Annotated in this window: 14 protein-coding genes, 4 tRNA genes and 1 other RNA gene; 9 read left to right on the top strand and 10 right to left on the bottom strand. The window is 36.1% G+C overall.

Translation table 11 applies throughout. The features are described from left to right. Positions 1–398: 398 nt before the first annotated feature. From mgrA to ffs, 6 genes are all read right to left on the bottom strand, one after another. The gene (mgrA, locus tag I5M07_RS15090) at positions 399–1,388 is read right to left on the bottom strand and encodes an L-glyceraldehyde 3-phosphate reductase (protein WP_200107281.1); all 990 of its coding nucleotides are present in this window, start codon (positions 1,386–1,388) and stop codon (positions 399–401) included. Positions 1,389–1,487: 99 nt separating this feature from the next. Beyond that, positions 1,488–1,850, bottom strand: a complete 363-nt coding sequence (locus tag I5M07_RS15085) for a DUF2200 domain-containing protein (protein WP_200107280.1) — start codon at positions 1,848–1,850, stop codon at positions 1,488–1,490. A 231-nt stretch (positions 1,851–2,081) separates the two neighbouring features. Beyond that, a tRNA-Arg gene (locus I5M07_RS15080) sits at positions 2,082–2,155 on the bottom strand. 243 nt (positions 2,156–2,398) lie between these two features. Beyond that, on the bottom strand, positions 2,399–3,055 hold the full coding sequence (gene fsa / locus I5M07_RS15075; RefSeq protein WP_200107279.1) for a fructose-6-phosphate aldolase: 657 nt from the start codon (positions 3,053–3,055) through the stop codon (positions 2,399–2,401). 198 nt (positions 3,056–3,253) lie between these two features. Continuing rightward, complete coding sequence (locus tag I5M07_RS15070; protein WP_200107278.1) at positions 3,254–4,057, bottom strand: SDR family oxidoreductase; 804 nt, start codon at positions 4,055–4,057, stop codon at positions 3,254–3,256. Between the two features lie 166 nt (positions 4,058–4,223). Further along, positions 4,224–4,321, bottom strand: an RNA gene (gene ffs / locus I5M07_RS15065) — signal recognition particle sRNA small type. A gap of 88 nt (positions 4,322–4,409) precedes the next feature. Here ffs and I5M07_RS15060 point away from each other — a divergent pair. Together I5M07_RS15060 and hutI are read left to right on the top strand one after the other, a co-directional pair. Beyond that, positions 4,410–5,459, top strand: coding sequence for a glutaminyl-peptide cyclotransferase (locus I5M07_RS15060; RefSeq protein WP_200107277.1), 1,050 nt, complete (start codon positions 4,410–4,412; stop codon positions 5,457–5,459). Between the two features lie 26 nt (positions 5,460–5,485). Continuing rightward, the gene (gene hutI / locus I5M07_RS15055) at positions 5,486–6,727 is read left to right on the top strand and encodes an imidazolonepropionase (protein WP_200107276.1); all 1,242 of its coding nucleotides are present in this window, start codon (positions 5,486–5,488) and stop codon (positions 6,725–6,727) included. Between the two features lie 64 nt (positions 6,728–6,791). Here the strand turns inward: hutI and I5M07_RS15050 are convergent, their stop codons facing one another. Together I5M07_RS15050 and I5M07_RS15045 are read right to left on the bottom strand one after the other, a co-directional pair. Continuing rightward, the gene (locus tag I5M07_RS15050; RefSeq protein WP_200107275.1) at positions 6,792–7,481 is read right to left on the bottom strand and encodes an SIMPL domain-containing protein; all 690 of its coding nucleotides are present in this window, start codon (positions 7,479–7,481) and stop codon (positions 6,792–6,794) included. Between the two features lie 50 nt (positions 7,482–7,531). Next, positions 7,532–8,170 (bottom strand): rhomboid family intramembrane serine protease, encoded by a 639-nt coding sequence (locus I5M07_RS15045; RefSeq protein ID WP_200107274.1) that lies wholly within the window; start codon positions 8,168–8,170, stop codon positions 7,532–7,534. 114 nt (positions 8,171–8,284) lie between these two features. On the opposite strand from I5M07_RS15045, the gene I5M07_RS15040 reads away from it, so the two are divergent. Together I5M07_RS15040 and I5M07_RS15035 are read left to right on the top strand one after the other, a co-directional pair. Continuing rightward, positions 8,285–9,160 (top strand): lysophospholipid acyltransferase family protein, encoded by an 876-nt coding sequence (locus I5M07_RS15040; RefSeq protein WP_200107273.1) that lies wholly within the window; start codon positions 8,285–8,287, stop codon positions 9,158–9,160. Positions 9,161–9,230: 70 nt separating this feature from the next. Continuing rightward, positions 9,231–9,782, top strand: coding sequence for an RBBP9/YdeN family alpha/beta hydrolase (locus tag I5M07_RS15035; RefSeq protein ID WP_200107272.1), 552 nt, complete (start codon positions 9,231–9,233; stop codon positions 9,780–9,782). 70 nt (positions 9,783–9,852) lie between these two features. On the opposite strand, the gene I5M07_RS15030 is transcribed toward I5M07_RS15035, so the two are convergent. Both I5M07_RS15030 and I5M07_RS15025 read right to left on the bottom strand, forming a co-directional pair. Then, positions 9,853–11,358, bottom strand: coding sequence for a transporter (locus I5M07_RS15030; protein WP_200107271.1), 1,506 nt, complete (start codon positions 11,356–11,358; stop codon positions 9,853–9,855). 39 nt (positions 11,359–11,397) lie between these two features. Further along, on the bottom strand, positions 11,398–12,291 hold the full coding sequence (locus tag I5M07_RS15025) for a hypothetical protein (RefSeq protein WP_200107270.1): 894 nt from the start codon (positions 12,289–12,291) through the stop codon (positions 11,398–11,400). Positions 12,292–12,392: 101 nt separating this feature from the next. On the opposite strand from I5M07_RS15025, the gene proS reads away from it, so the two are divergent. The 5 genes from proS (at position 12,393) to rpsT (ending at position 14,543) form a co-directional block, all read left to right on the top strand. Further along, positions 12,393–13,871, top strand: coding sequence for a proline--tRNA ligase (proS, locus tag I5M07_RS15020; RefSeq protein ID WP_200107269.1), 1,479 nt, complete (start codon positions 12,393–12,395; stop codon positions 13,869–13,871). A gap of 77 nt (positions 13,872–13,948) precedes the next feature. After that, positions 13,949–14,020 (top strand) — tRNA-Glu (locus I5M07_RS15015). Positions 14,021–14,064: 44 nt separating this feature from the next. Beyond that, positions 14,065–14,136, top strand: a tRNA-Glu gene (locus I5M07_RS15010). A gap of 44 nt (positions 14,137–14,180) precedes the next feature. Then, positions 14,181–14,252: transfer RNA gene (locus tag I5M07_RS15005), tRNA-Glu, on the top strand. 39 nt (positions 14,253–14,291) lie between these two features. Further along, positions 14,292–14,543, top strand: coding sequence for a 30S ribosomal protein S20 (rpsT, locus tag I5M07_RS15000; protein ID WP_200107268.1), 252 nt, complete (start codon positions 14,292–14,294; stop codon positions 14,541–14,543). Positions 14,544–15,007: the final 464 nt, after the last annotated feature.

The raw sequence follows: 15,007 nt of genomic DNA, 5'->3' as shown, positions 1-15,007 counted from the left end.
TACCTATTAATTAAATAATATTTTACATTTGGAGGTTTTGTGTTTTCACAGAATATATTTTTTCCCCTATATAAAATCCTAAATTTTAAATATAGAACGATTATATAGTTTACAAAAGCTTACCTTTACTACCAAGATTTTAATTCGCACATGGAAACAAAAAAATTACGGTATATGGCACTATAAACAGGCCAAAAAAGAGTGAGGAATGGAGTGAGGAACACCTCCATTTTAAAAAATATAAGCTCATAATACCCTCATCAAAAACCTTTTACAAATAGAAGTTTATAACTTAATTCACGATTCATAACCCTGAGGTCACGGGTTCAACTCCCGTCTTCGCTACAAAAATAAACCCTTAAACATCAATTGTTTAGGGGTTTTTTATTTTTAAAAACTTATCCCAAAATCAAATCAATTTTTTTAAGCTCTTCCGAGGTAAAATCGTAATTATCCAGCGCTTTAATCGAATCTAGTATTTGTTCCGGTTTACTCGAACCAATCAAAACAGAAGTAATTCGTTGGTCTTTTAAAATCCAAGCTAAAGCCATTTGAGCCAATTTTTGGTTTCGTTCTTGCGCCATTTTATTTAGTGCTGCAATCTTATCTATTTTAACTTGCGTAATATCATTTTCTTTTAAAAAAATACCGCTTGTGGCTACTCTAGAATCTGTAGGAATTCCGTTTAAATATTTATCGGTTAATAATCCTTGTGCTAATGGAGAAAAAGGAATACACCCCACTTGTTCTTCGCCTAAAAGATCCAACAAACCTTCTTCGACCCATCTTTCAAACATTGAATATTTGGGTTGATGAATTAAACAAGGCGTACCCATTTCTTTCAAAATAGTAAAGGCTTGAACCGCTTCGGCTGGACGGTAATTAGAAAGTCCAACATATAATGCTTTTCCTTGTTGAACCAACAAATGCAGCGCTGCCATGGTTTCCTCAAAAGGTGTTCCTGGATCGGGACGATGGTGGTAAAAAATATCAACATAATCCAATTGTAACCGTTTTAGACTTTGATCTAGGCTAGATACCAAATATTTTTTAGAACCCCAATCACCATAAGGCCCGTCCCACATGGTGTAACCGGCTTTACTAGAAATCATCATTTCATCTCTATATGATTTGAAATCTAATTTTAAGATTTTTCCAAAACATTCCTCTGCCGATCCGGGTGGCGGACCGTAATTATTAGCCAAATCAAAATGAGTTATTCCGTTATCAAAAGCCGTTTTTATTAAATTCCGACTGTTTTCAAAAGAGGAATTATACCCGAAGTTATGCCATAAACCCAATGATAAGGCCGAAAGTTTTATACCCGAATTACCACACTGGCGGTATTCCATATTTTGGTATCTGTTTTTTGAAGGTTGATAGGTCATGATTTTACATTTAATTAATTGGAAACTGCTAGAATCGCATCAAGTTTTTATTCGTTTAGGAAATTAATTCGAAGTAAATAATTTATTTTCTTGGACTTTTTACGCTCGTAAAATTTTTTCCATTTTTCTCCCTTTTGCCAATTCATCTACCAATTTATCCAAATACCGAACTTGTCGGGTTAATTGGTTCTCAATTTCTTCGATGCGATAGCCACAAATGACGCCGGTTATACGCGAAGATTTCGGATTTAAAGTTGCTTTATCAAAGAAATCAGCAAACGAAACTTTTTCTGCAATCAACTCATTCAATTGCTTGTCATCAAAACCAGTTAGCCATGTTATCACCTGATGTAATTCGGCAATTGTTCGGCCTTTTTTTTCAATTTTGGTTACGTAATGCGGATACACCGATGCAAAAGTCAACTGGGCTATGCGCTCGTTGTGTTTGTCATTTGCTATCATAAGTCAATTTAGTATTGAAATTTACAAAAACAAAAAATCCAACTGATTTTTCACTCTTACGAATATAGTTTATTTCGTGTAAATGAAAATCAATGCTGTTTAAAATTGTATTGACTGATTAGTAGTATTTTTTAAAAGAGAAGATTTGTTGTCATCGTAAGATATTCATTTTAGAAAATCCCTTAAAAACAAAAAATCCTTAAACGTATTTTTGTTTAAGGATTTTCTTTGTGACCTCGACTGGATTCAAACCAGTAACCTTCTGAGCCGTAATCAGATGCGCTATTCAGTTGCGCCACGAGGCCTTTTCAATAAGTTATCTTTATAAATTGCTTTACTTGATAACTTGTTTGCGGGTGCAAATATAGGAATAAATGTATGATCTGCAAACATAAATTCAGATAAATATTTAAAAAAATAAAAATTATTCGTTACCAACATGATTGTCAGGTTTTTGAAATTTCATTATTTTTTAAAACCAAAAAAACTACAACAAAAAAAGCTGCTTCTAAACGAAACAGCTTTACGGTACAATAAAAATGAAGTTCTTATTTATTTCCTTTTTCAAAATCAGCAACAAACTGCGCCAATCCAATATCAGTTAAAGGGTGTTTCAATAATCCGTAAATAGCCGAAAGCGGTCCTGTCATCACATCGGCACCAATTTTCGCACAATTTACAATATGCATTGTATGACGAACCGATGCAGCCAAAATTTGTGTTTCGTAACCATAGTTATCATAAACTTCTCTAATTTCTTGAATCAAATTTAAACCATCAGTCGAAACATCGTCTAAACGACCCAAAAATGGCGAAACATAGGTAGCACCTGCTTTTGCTGCCAAAAGCGCCTGACCTACCGAAAACACCAAAGTTACATTCGTACGAATACCCTTGTCTGAGAAATATTTGGCAGCCATCACCCCCTCTTTAGTCATGGGTAACTTCACCACAATTTGCTCATGAAGTTCGGCTAATTCTTCCCCTTCTTTTATCATTCCTTCAAAATCCAAGGCATTAACTTCGGCGCTTACATCACCATCAACCAAATTACAAATGTCAACGTAATGTTTCAAAATGTTATTTTTCCCTGTAATTCCTTCTTTAGCCATTAATGATGGATTGGTGGTTACCCCATCTAATACGCCCAACGATTGTGCTTCTTTAATTTGAGCCAAGTTGGCCGTGTCAATAAAAAATTTCATAGTGTAAAGTTTTTTGTGTTCAAATTTGCATAGCGTGCCACAAGGGTCGGGTTTTCGGTTCTATTCCCGACAAATAAAAACTACGGCTCTAAACCTTGCTTTTCTAAATCGGAGGATTTGACCTCAAAAGATTCACTAAACGCCTTAATTAAATAAAAGTTAAGTGAAATAATCCCTCACGCAAAATGTGCTGCAAAATTACAATTTATAATGATTCATCAGCATCTTTTCGTAGACTTTATCTGGTAAAACACGCTTTAAAACTATCGAAAACGTTTGAAGTAAGGCGCCAATCTTATAATGAATTTTAGGATTTGCGGTTTTTATAATCTTATAAATACCTTCGGCCATTTGATTTGGATTTCCACCTTCGTTTACATGCTCATTCATGGCCTGGAGAACACGACCGTAAACAGCTTCATAAGGCGAACCCGAAATTACAGGTGCATGATAGCGTCCAGCAGCAATATTTGTAGCAAAATCGCCTGGGGCTACATTGGTAATTTCTATTCCAAATTGTTTCACTTCCATCCGCATGGCTTCCGTAACCAATTCTAAAGCCCCTTTAGCAGCCGAATAAATTCCGCGGTAGGGCAAGCCCATATAACCTGCAATAGAGGTAATGTTAATAATCAAACCCGATTTTTGTTGACGCATTACCGGTAAAACGGCTTTCATTACTTCAATTGGTCCATAAAAATTCGTCTCAAAATGATTTCGCATTTCATCTGTCGGAATTTCTTCTATCGGACCTGTAATTCCAACGCCAGCGTTGTTAATCACCACGTCTAATTTACCCGAGCGCGCCAAAACTTCAGAAACCGCAGTAGTTATCGAATTGACATTGCGAACATCTAAAGCAAGCAATGGGAAAACAGAATTGGTTATTTTTTCTGGATGGCGACTGGTACCGTAAACCACAAAACCTTTTGAATGCAAAAACGCGCCAATTGCTTTGCCAATACCCGAAGAACCGCCTGTAATCAATACCACTTTACTCATAAAATAGGCTTTAAACTGTTAGTTTTGAATGAAGTTTTTCTTTTAAACGAAACGATTTAGATTAAAAATCCAAACATCCATTTAATATTTTATAATTTCCGAAAGGTCCAAAAATAAAAAATCTCCCCGAAGGAAGACCACTTTTAAATCAATTCTAAAAAATAAAAAAAGGCAAGCGACCTACATCGCACCGCTCAACCACGTACCCTTGCTATGTTCCCATCCTGGGGGAGTCTGCAGGAGCTGGTCGTGTAGGACTTGCCGGTGCAAATATACAATCTTTTTATATTTTTGCAAGGCCATTGATGCTATAAAAATAAGGTTGTATATTGAAGCCTTTAAATTTAAAACTATGAAAAAATATAACTTCCTAACTGCCATTTTATTAGGGATAACAATAATAAGTTGCGGCGATTCTAAAAAAGGAGAAAATTCTATTTTCACTATTGATAATTCTAAATTTCCAGCTCATTTTTCGTCATCTGAGTCGGTTTCTTTGGGTGTTTTAAATCCAACAGATAAAAAAATAGACAGTATTGCTTATTATGTAAACGATCAAAAAATAGCTTCTATTAAAGATGCAAACCCGTACCAATTCGAATTAAAAAATCAAAAATTAGGTTATCAAAACCTAAAAGCAATGGTGTTTTTTGATGGCGAAAATTCTGAAGCCACCGCACGAATCGAGATTGTTTCTGACGTAACTCCCAAATTATTATCTTATAAAATTGTAAATACGTTTCCGCACGATAAAAATGCATTTACAGAAGGGTTAGAGTTTTACAAAGACACTTTATACGAAAGCACAGGACAAAAAGGACAGTCTTACTTTAGAAAATACGATTACAAAACTGGAAAAGTGTATCAAGAAGTTACTTTAGATTCGAAATATTTTGGAGAAGGAATTACAATACTTAACGACAAAATTTTTCAATTGACCTGGCAAGAAAAAACAGGTTTCATTTACAATGCCAAAACACTCAAATTAGAAAAAACTTTTACCTACGACAAAAATATTGAAGGTTGGGGAATGACCAACGACGGACAATTTATTTACAGTAGTGACGGAACCGAAAAAATTTGGAAAATGGATCCTGCTACTCAAAAAATGATAGACTACATCAATGTGTATTCGGGTAAATCTAAAATTAAGTCTATAAATGAATTGGAATTAATCAACGGAAAATTTTATGCAAATGTGTGGCAAAAAGACGCCATTGCCATTGTAAATCCGCAATCGGGAGCTGTTGAAGGTATCGTTGATTTATCGGGATTACGCAAATCGATCAACGCTACTACCGATGATGTCTTAAACGGAATTGCCTACAATTCGAAAACCAAAACCATTTTTGTTACCGGAAAAAACTGGGATAAATTGTTCGAAATTACCGTATCTGAATAAAAATAAATTGCAGCAACTAATCGTCTATGACTACTTTAATTCAAAATATTAAGGAATTACTTCAAGTTCGAGAAACGCCCATTGCAAAAGTGGCTGGTTCCGAAATGAAAACCCTTCCGACGATAAAAAATGCTTACTTATTGGTAAAAGATGGACTTATTGCCGATTTTGGTTCAATGGCAGAAGTTCTTAACATTCAAGCCAATCAAATAATTGACGCTACTGGACGGGTGGTATTACCCTCTTGGTGCGACAGTCACACACATCTGGTTTACGCAGGAAATCGAGAAGGTGAATTTGTTGACCGAATAAACGGTTTGAGTTATGAAGAAATTGCCAACAGAGGCGGCGGAATTTTAAATTCGGCACAAAAATTAAACGAAACTTCCGAAGAGGATTTATACGAGCAATCTAAAATTCGATTAGAAGAAGTACTTTCCTTAGGAACAGGAGCCATCGAAATTAAATCGGGTTACGGTTTAACGCTTGAAGGCGAATTAAAAATGCTTCGGGTAATTAAAAAATTAGCTCAAAATTACCCCGTAACCATTAAAGCTACTTTTTTGGGAGCTCATGCTGTTCCGGCACATTTTAAGAGTAATAAAGCTGGTTATATAAAAGAAATCACAACGGTGATGTTGCCGCAAATTGCAAAAGAAAAATTGGCCGATTATGTGGATGTTTTTTGCGAAGAAGGTTATTTTTCGGTTGAAGAAACGGCGGAAATATTGCAAGCCGGAATACATCATGGGTTACAACCCAAAATTCACGTGAATCAATTTCATGCTATTGGAGGTATTAAAGTAGCCGTAGAACACCAAGCTCTTTCGGTCGATCATCTGGAAATTATGACTCCAGAAGATATTAGCATGCTACAAAATTCGGATATAATGCCCGTGGCGCTACCTACCTGTTCTTTTTATTTAGGCATTGCGTATACACCCGCTCGTCAAATACTAGAAGCTGGCCTACCGCTGGCTTTAGCTTCCGATTTTAATCCAGGCTCTACTCCTTCGGGAAACATGAATTTTGTTGTGGCAACAGCTTGCATTAAAATGAAAATGACACCCGAAGAAGCCATTAATGCTGCTACAATCAACGCTGCTTATGCCATGGGATTGAGCGCGACGCATGGCAGTATTACCAAAGGAAAAGTAGCCAATCTTATTTTGACCAAACCCATAAATTCATATTACCAATTGCCGTATGCTTTTGGAAGCAATTTGATTGAATCTGTTCTCATTAATGGTGAAAAAATTTCGTTCTAAAACATAAAAAATCCCATCGCATTTACATGTGAATGGGATTTTTTTCTATTAAAAAAATAATGGCTTACTCTAAAATAAAAGCTACTGTTACATTGGCCACAATTTCAATTTCGCCAATAGCCAACGTTTCTCTTGGGGTTGCCGAATCGGCCATTTCTGCTTTTCGCATGGCCGCATACATGGGTTGTGGTCTGTAAATTTGCGAATTATCCGAAATCAATAGTGCTTTGCCAACTTTTTGACCTAAAACAGATACATAATCTTCGGCTTTCGTTTTGGCTTCTTTCATAGCCAATTTTCGTGCTTCGGCTTCGTGTTCTTTCATTTTCGAAGATTCAAAGGTAACGTTGTCAATTCGGTTTACGCCTTCGTCAACCAAACCTTCCATCAACTCGTCGTACTTATTCAAATCCTTCAACGCAATTTCGATAGTTTGCGTAGCGTTATAATTGTGTTTCTTTTTTTCGTAATCGTACTGTGGATTTAAAGCTACTCTTTGCGTTCTGAAATCATTTGTTGGAATATTCATTTTTTTAATGACTTTTAAAACGGCTTCTATCTTTTGATCGTTTTGTTTTTTTACGGTTTTAGCATCGGTTCCTTTCGTTTCTACAGTAGCTAAAATAGTGGCTTGATCGGGAATCACTTTTACTTTTCCTTCGCCATTAACATTTATTTGCGGTATTTGTTTGCTTTCTTGAGCGAATGTCATAGTAGAAAACAATATCAAAAAGGCTGGTATAATTTTTTTCATCTGAATTAAATTTTAAAGTTATATAACACTTTTAACCAAAAGTTGTGCCATTATAACTTCCCGGCTTTGGCCATTACAAAAAGAATTACAATTGGAATAGCTAACAAAATAACCATAAGCGAGTTAGCATACAGTAACGACGGTTCTTTTAACAAAGTTATAAGATAACCACCAATGGCTCCACCAAAATGTGCCGTGTGTCCAATATTATCATTTTTGGCTCGCATTCCATAAATAGAATACAATAAATACAAAATTCCGAATACGTAAGCCGGCATTGGAATGATAAAAAAGATACCCAACATCATATTAGGTTCTAACAAAATAGCCGAATACAACACGCCGGTAACAGCTCCAGAAGCACCTACAGCACGATAGCTGTAATCGTTTTTATGAAAATACAAAGTGAGCAAATTACCAAAAATCAAGCTTCCTAAATAGATCAATCCAAAAGTAAAATTTCCCAAATAACTGATAACCACTGGCGCAAAAAACCACAATGTCAGCATATTAAAAATCAAATGTGTAATATCCACATGCAAAAAGCCAGAGGTTAGCATTCGAAGCTGTTCGCCCGATCGTATGCTCCCGGTGTGAAACTCGTTTTTTCTAAAAAAAGCAATGTCGTTAAATCCTTTATAACTAATCAATGCGTTGGCTACAATTATTCCGATTAAAATTAAATTCATATCCTTATTATTGGTTTTTTGAATCGTAAAGATAGGCATTCTGCATTAGAAAGTAAGTTCCGGCGGGCTTGTAAAGAACCTATGATATTAAGTATCTTTGCAAAAAAAAGTTACATGCAATTACTCGTTTTTATCATTGCTTTTCCGTTTTTATGGTTGATTTCTATTCTTCCATTCCCTCTATTTTATTTGTTTTCGGATTGCATTTATGTTATTGTATATTATTTAATTGGCTACCGAAAAAAAACGGTACGTCAAAATTTAGCACTTACACTTCCTTACCTTTCCGAAGCAGAACGATTGGTGATCGAAAAGAAATTTTATCGTTATATGTGCGATTTGTTTTTGGAAATGATTAAAACCATGACCATGTCCGCCAAAGAAATGCGAAAAAGATTCAAAATAACCAACCTTGAATTAATTCAAGAATACGAACAAAAAGGAAAAAGCATTATACTATTTGCTTCTCATTATGCTAGTTACGAATGGCTTTTAACTATCAACACCGAATTTAGTTTTAGAGGTGTAGCGGTTTACAAAGGATTAGCCAACCGTTACTTTGACCGTTTGGTTCGCAGTATTAGAACCAAGTACGACACCGAAATGTTGGAAACCAAAGATACCATTCGCACTATTGCCCAACACCAAAGCGAACCTGATATTTTTTTATACGGATTGGCTAGCGACCAATCTCCTAAAGTTTCGAAAGCATTATTGTGGACGGATTTTATGGGTATTGAAGTTCCGGCGCACACTGGTGCCGAAATGTTAGCACGCCGTTATGATTTACCCTGTTTATTTGTAAAAGTAAAAAGAGTAAAAAGAGGCTATTATGAAGCTACTTTTGAAACATTAACCGACCATCCGAAAGAAATGGAAGAATTTGAAATCACCAAAAAATACTTAAAAAAATTGGAAGAACAAATTCACGAACAGCCGGAATTTTATTTATGGACACACAAACGCTGGAAACATCGTAAGAAAAAATAGTCCCTTTGTAACTATCCAAAATCATTCTTCTTTTTTAATTTAGCCTAATAAAGAAAAAAAAATTACAGACATGCATAAGCCAAATTTAGTAATCTTAGCCGGTTTAGGTGATTCGGGAGAAATGCATTGGCAAACCCATTGGCAGCAATTATACCCGAACACCATAAAAGTCATTCAGGAAAATTGGGATTTACCCCAGCGAGAAGATTGGATACAAAATCTCAACAATAACATTTCAAAATTAAAGCAACCCACTATTTTAGTTGCACATAGCTTGGCTGTTTCGTTGGTGATGCACTGGAATACGCGTTATTCTAATCCCTTTATTGTAGGAGCTCTATTAGTTGCGCCTGCTGATGTTGATTCAGTCATTCATACACCCGACTGCATACGGAATTTTGCGCCAATGCCCATGAATAAATTGCCTTTTCCCTCGGTAGTAGTAGCGAGTCAAAACGATCCCTATGCTTCTTTTGAACGTAAAAAAGACTTTGCTTTAGCATGGGGAAGTGATTTTGTAGATGTCGGTCACAAAGGTCATATTAACTCCGAAACCAACCTAGGAAACTGGGAAGAGGGACAAATGATTCTACAGCAGTTAATCGAAAAAATAAATTTGTAAACTAAAAATACAATCACAAAAAAACCGCCATTTTCATTTTGGCGGTTTTAAGTATAACGTCTAATCTTTATTATAATTCGAATAAAAGCGAAACGGAAACATTGTTGTATTTGGTATTAATGTTGCTATAATCAGTAAAACCTTGACTAAAAGCAGCACGTTGCGAATCTCTTTCGGTAAACGAATACGAAACATCCAACTTAGTAGCACCAAAATTATAGCCAATTCCACCCGAATACGCATTTAAATCGCCAATTGTTTTTCCATCTTTATATGGACTACCTTCAAATCGGTAACCCGCTCTCAAACTTAGTTGTTTGATTTTATATTCACCACCCACTCGCAACTCGCCGTTAGTTTTCAATTGGTTGCTCATTGAAGCATTCAGATCGCTGTAATACCGATCATTTTCTGGTTTAAAAGTTGTATTTCCGTAATTTTTAATAGCATAATCTACACTTATCAATCCCGATTGTCCAAAAACATAAGCAAAACTTCCCGTCCATTTACCTGGTGTTTGAAGTTTAGAGGGTTCATATACGTTTACAAATAAAGGATCTACCACATCTGGAGCAAGCTCTTCTACATTATTACTGCTCACCGATGAAATACGCTGCGATAATTCGTCGTATACCGTGTACCACGTATTCGATTCGTACGCCAATCCCAAACGGATGGCGTCTGTAACCTTAGCAATCGCTCCCAATTGAAACGAAAAACCGCTTCCGTAGGTATACAAATCGTTATCAAAACGAACATTAGTCACTTGATAGTCAGCCCCTAATGGATTGGAATTATCTTCATAAAAACTCGAAGAACGTCTGTAATCAATGGTATGCAGGTTTAAATTCATTCCTAAATACAAGAAATCATCGTATTGCGTTCCCAAGTTAAAAGTAAACTTTCCGTTATATCCGCTGGTATACACTTCATTTTCTTGGTAATAATTTCCTCCTGCCAGAACATTCGAAACATATTGTGTATTATCAGTTGTATTGCTAACCGGATTGATGATATAACCTTGATAACCTAAAAAAGCTTGTTGAGCACCATTTCCTAAATCACGATAATATCCGTTTTCTAACAAATCCAAAGGGACACCATTCGCATAAGAAAGAAAATAATCGGCAATTGAATTAGTCGGATTTGTACCTGCTGTAAACAAAGCACTATTGTAATTGTTGGTGTTATCGTAATTGAAACCCATCGAAAACTTTTTCCATTTGCTATTGCTATTGCGATTATGAAAAGCAAAAACCGCTCCTCCTTGATTTAAGGTAAAGGTATTTTCTTTCTCAGAAGTAGGCGTTCCGAAGTAATTCGAATTGTTTTTCGTATTGTAATTACTCAAGGTAAAAGCCACCTGATTATTGATAAAAACAGCCGATCCAGCAGGGTTTACATTTAAAGAAGACATATCGCCACCCAAAGCACCAAAGGCACCTCCCATTGCTCTAAATCGCGCAGTTCCGTTAAGATTATCTTGCGAAAAACGAACTGCATCTGAAATATCTTGAGCTTGTAACGAACTTAGGGTAAACCCAGCAAAAAGTATCGAATAAAATATTTTCTTCATTTTGTTGATTTAAAATTTAGAGCCAAAATTAACTATTCGTTAGCGTCTTCCGCCACCAAAAGATCTTCCACCACCGCCGCGCATCATTCCGCCGCCATTCATACTTCTGCTTGGACTTGGCGTATAGGTTCTACTTGGTGTGTAATTAGGAGTAGAACTCCTACGGGTGGTATTGTTATTATTATAGTTACGAGAAGGCGAATTGTAATTACGTGTTTGTATTGTTGAATTTCGTCTTGTAACCGAACTATTCGAATTGGTAGTTGAGGATCTACGAGTCAAATTAGGTGTTCCGTTAGCAAAACTAGAAGTTCTTCTTCCAGACAAATTAACATCTCCTCTACGAGCTAAACCGTTGCTGTTGTAATTAGAACCTCTTCGTGAGTTATTGTAATTATAATGGCCGTATCGACCTCCTGGGTAATAAGGTCTATACGGACTGTACCATCCTGGGTAATAACCACCTCCCCAGCCCCAACCAGGATATCCCCAACCCGGGTAACCCCAACCAAAGCCCATACCCCAACTCATTCCCCAGCCGAAGCCCATGCCCCAGCCCATTCCGTAGTAAGGATAACCCCATCCGTAAGCGCCACCCCAATAGTCTGGGTATACGTTTACCGAAACAGAGGTTGGTGTACTTCCCCAACTTCCGTAATTAGCCGAAATACTATCTGACTGCGTGCTATATTCGTCTACATCAGTGAAAATGGCAGTTGCCAATTCATCATCCTGAAGCGAATTAAAATAGTTGGTATATTGATTGTTATTTTGATTATTTGTTGCTGGAGCCTGATAGGTTCCTCCGTAAATTCCGTCGTTAGCGTAATAGGAACTATTTTGGTACGAACCGCAAGAAGTAGCAAGCAAACAAAGTAATCCGATTGAACTAAAGAGTGAAATTTTTTTAAGATGTAAAATATTAGTTTTCATAATCGGTAGTGTTTTTATTGTTGCACATTGCAAAAATAGTTAGTTTTGTCAAACTATTTATCAAAATAAAATAACGCAATATTTGTGCCAAACTATATAATATGAGTAAGAACCTCACCACTAGATCAGAAGATTATTCAAAATGGTATAACGAGTTGGTTGTTAAAGCCGATTTAGCCGAAAACTCAGGCGTTCGAGGCTGTATGGTTATTAAACCTTACGGGTATGCCATCTGGGAAAAAATGCAAGCCGAATTGGATAGAATGTTTAAAGAAACGGGGCACCAAAATGCCTATTTCCCTTTATTTGTTCCGAAAAGCATGTTTGAGGCCGAAGAAAAAAATGCAGAAGGATTTGCAAAAGAATGCGCCATTGTAACACATTATCGTTTAAAAACAGACCCTGATAAAGCCGGAAAACTAATTGTAGACCCAAATGCCAAACTAGAAGAAGAATTAATTGTTCGCCCAACTAGCGAAGCCATTATTTGGTCTACTTATAAAGGATGGGTGCAATCCTACCGCGATTTACCTTTATTAATCAACCAATGGGCGAATGTGGTGCGTTGGGAAATGCGTACACGCTTATTTTTAAGAACAGCCGAATTTTTGTGGCAAGAAGGACATACAGCACACGCAACGAAACAAGAAGCTATTGAAGAGTCCGAAAAAATGATGAATGTGTATGCTGATTTTGTAGAAAATTTCATGGCTATTCCGGTAGTAAAAGGACTCAAAACCGAAACCGAACGTTTTGCAGGAGCCGATGAAACCTATTGTATTGAAGCATTGATGCAAGATGGAAAAGCTTTGCAAGCCGGAACTTCGCACTTTTTAGGGCAAAACTTCGCTAAAGCATTTGACGTAAAATTTGCTAATGCCGAAGGAAAACAAGAATACGTTTGGGGTACCTCTTGGGGTGTTTCTACTAGATTAATGGGCGCTTTGGTGATGACCCATTCCGACGATCAAGGTTTAGTACTTCCTCCAAACTTAGCTCCTATTCAAGTAGTAATTGTTCCTATTTACAAAACCGAAGAGCAATTTCAAGCCATTACCACTTCGGTAAACGAATTGGTTAAAGAATTACGCAAATTAAGAATATCGGTTAAATACGACGATAGAACAACCCAAAAACCAGGTTTTAAATTTGCTGAATGGGAATTAAAAGGAGTTCCGGTACGAATTGCCGTGGGACCAAAAGATTTAGAAAACGGAACATTTGAAGTAGCCAGACGTGATACTCTAACTAAAGAAGTGGTTGCCAACGAAGGAATTTCGGTCTACATCAATGATTTATTACAGCAAATCCAAGAGAGTTTGTTTAACAAAGCATTAGACTACAGAAATACACATATTACAGAAGTAAATAGTTTCGAAGAATTTAAAGATGTTTTAGAAAACAAAGGCGGCTTTGTTTCCGCCCATTGGGATGGGAGTGCTGCTACCGAAGAAAAGATAAAAGATTTAACCAAAGCAACCATTCGTTGTCTTCCTTTAGAGGGAGTTGTTGAGCCGGGAACCTGTGTGTTTACTGGAAAACCATCATCAAGAAGAGTGTTTTTTGCTAAGGCATATTAAAAATTTTATTTTTTTTTGCATTTGCTATTGTACGTTTAGAAAATAGTTGTATTTTTGCATCCGCAATAGAGAAGCACGGTCCGTTCGTCTATCGGTTAGGACGCCAGGTTTTCATCCTGGTAAGGGGGGTTCGATTCCCCCACGGACTACAAAATACTGCAAAATTAATTTCTTTGTTTTTTGAAAGAATATTGGTCCGTTCGTCTATCGGTTAGGACGCCAGGTTTTCATCCTGGTAAGGGGGGTTCGATTCCCCCACGGACTACAAATTTTACCTTTTAAAATAGGTAAATAAACTTAGAAGAATAGGGTCCGTTCGTCTAGGGGTTAGGACGCCAAGATTTCGTCTTGGTAACAGGGGTTCGATTCCCTTACGGACTACAAATAAACTGAATAGTAAAAGAAAAAATATATAATAAAATGGCAAATCATAAGTCAGCTCTAAAAAGAATTAGAAGTAACGAAAAGAAAAGAGTATTAAATAGATACCAACATAAAACTACTCGTAATGCTATTAAAGCGTTAAGATTGGCTACTGATAAAAATGAGGCGTCTGCTAAATTATCTGCTGTAATTTCTATGATTGATAAATTAGCTAAGAAAAACATCATTCATGACAACAAAGCTTCAAACTTGAAGTCTAAATTAACGAAACACGTTGCTAAATTGTAAGCCATTACAATTTTAGAATATATCAAAAAAGCTACCTTTTGGTAGCTTTTTTTTGTTTCTTTATTTTGTTAGGAAAGAACTTCTTTTTTATTTTTTGCTTTAGGGTATAGCCATACACATTGACTTAACAGATAGCATAATCCTAATCTTTAAAGCATTTTTTAAAACAAACAAACTTATTTTGGATCAAGAACAAAACTTGGGGATTAGGCAAATAATTTAGTAAGTCTAAAAAGGAAGAAATCTTATTTTATCAAAAGGCTGTTTATTTTGAAAAAATTCGTGTGTTATAAAATATTGCAATATGCTGAATTAATCTTTGTGTTTGCTTTGTGGGCACGAGCGGGACACTCGCACTCAATGTCATTAAGTTAAGGGTTTAGGGGTTCAATTAGCAGGTGTTTTATTTTTATTTTAATACTATTTTTCGTATTTTTATTATCAAATAATAACACCTGAATTTT

This window comes from Flavobacterium agrisoli (assembly GCF_016522065.1).
Classification (GTDB): Bacteria; Bacteroidota; Bacteroidia; order Flavobacteriales; family Flavobacteriaceae; genus Flavobacterium; species Flavobacterium agrisoli.
This window is presented reverse-complemented; position numbering and strand designations above follow the sequence as displayed.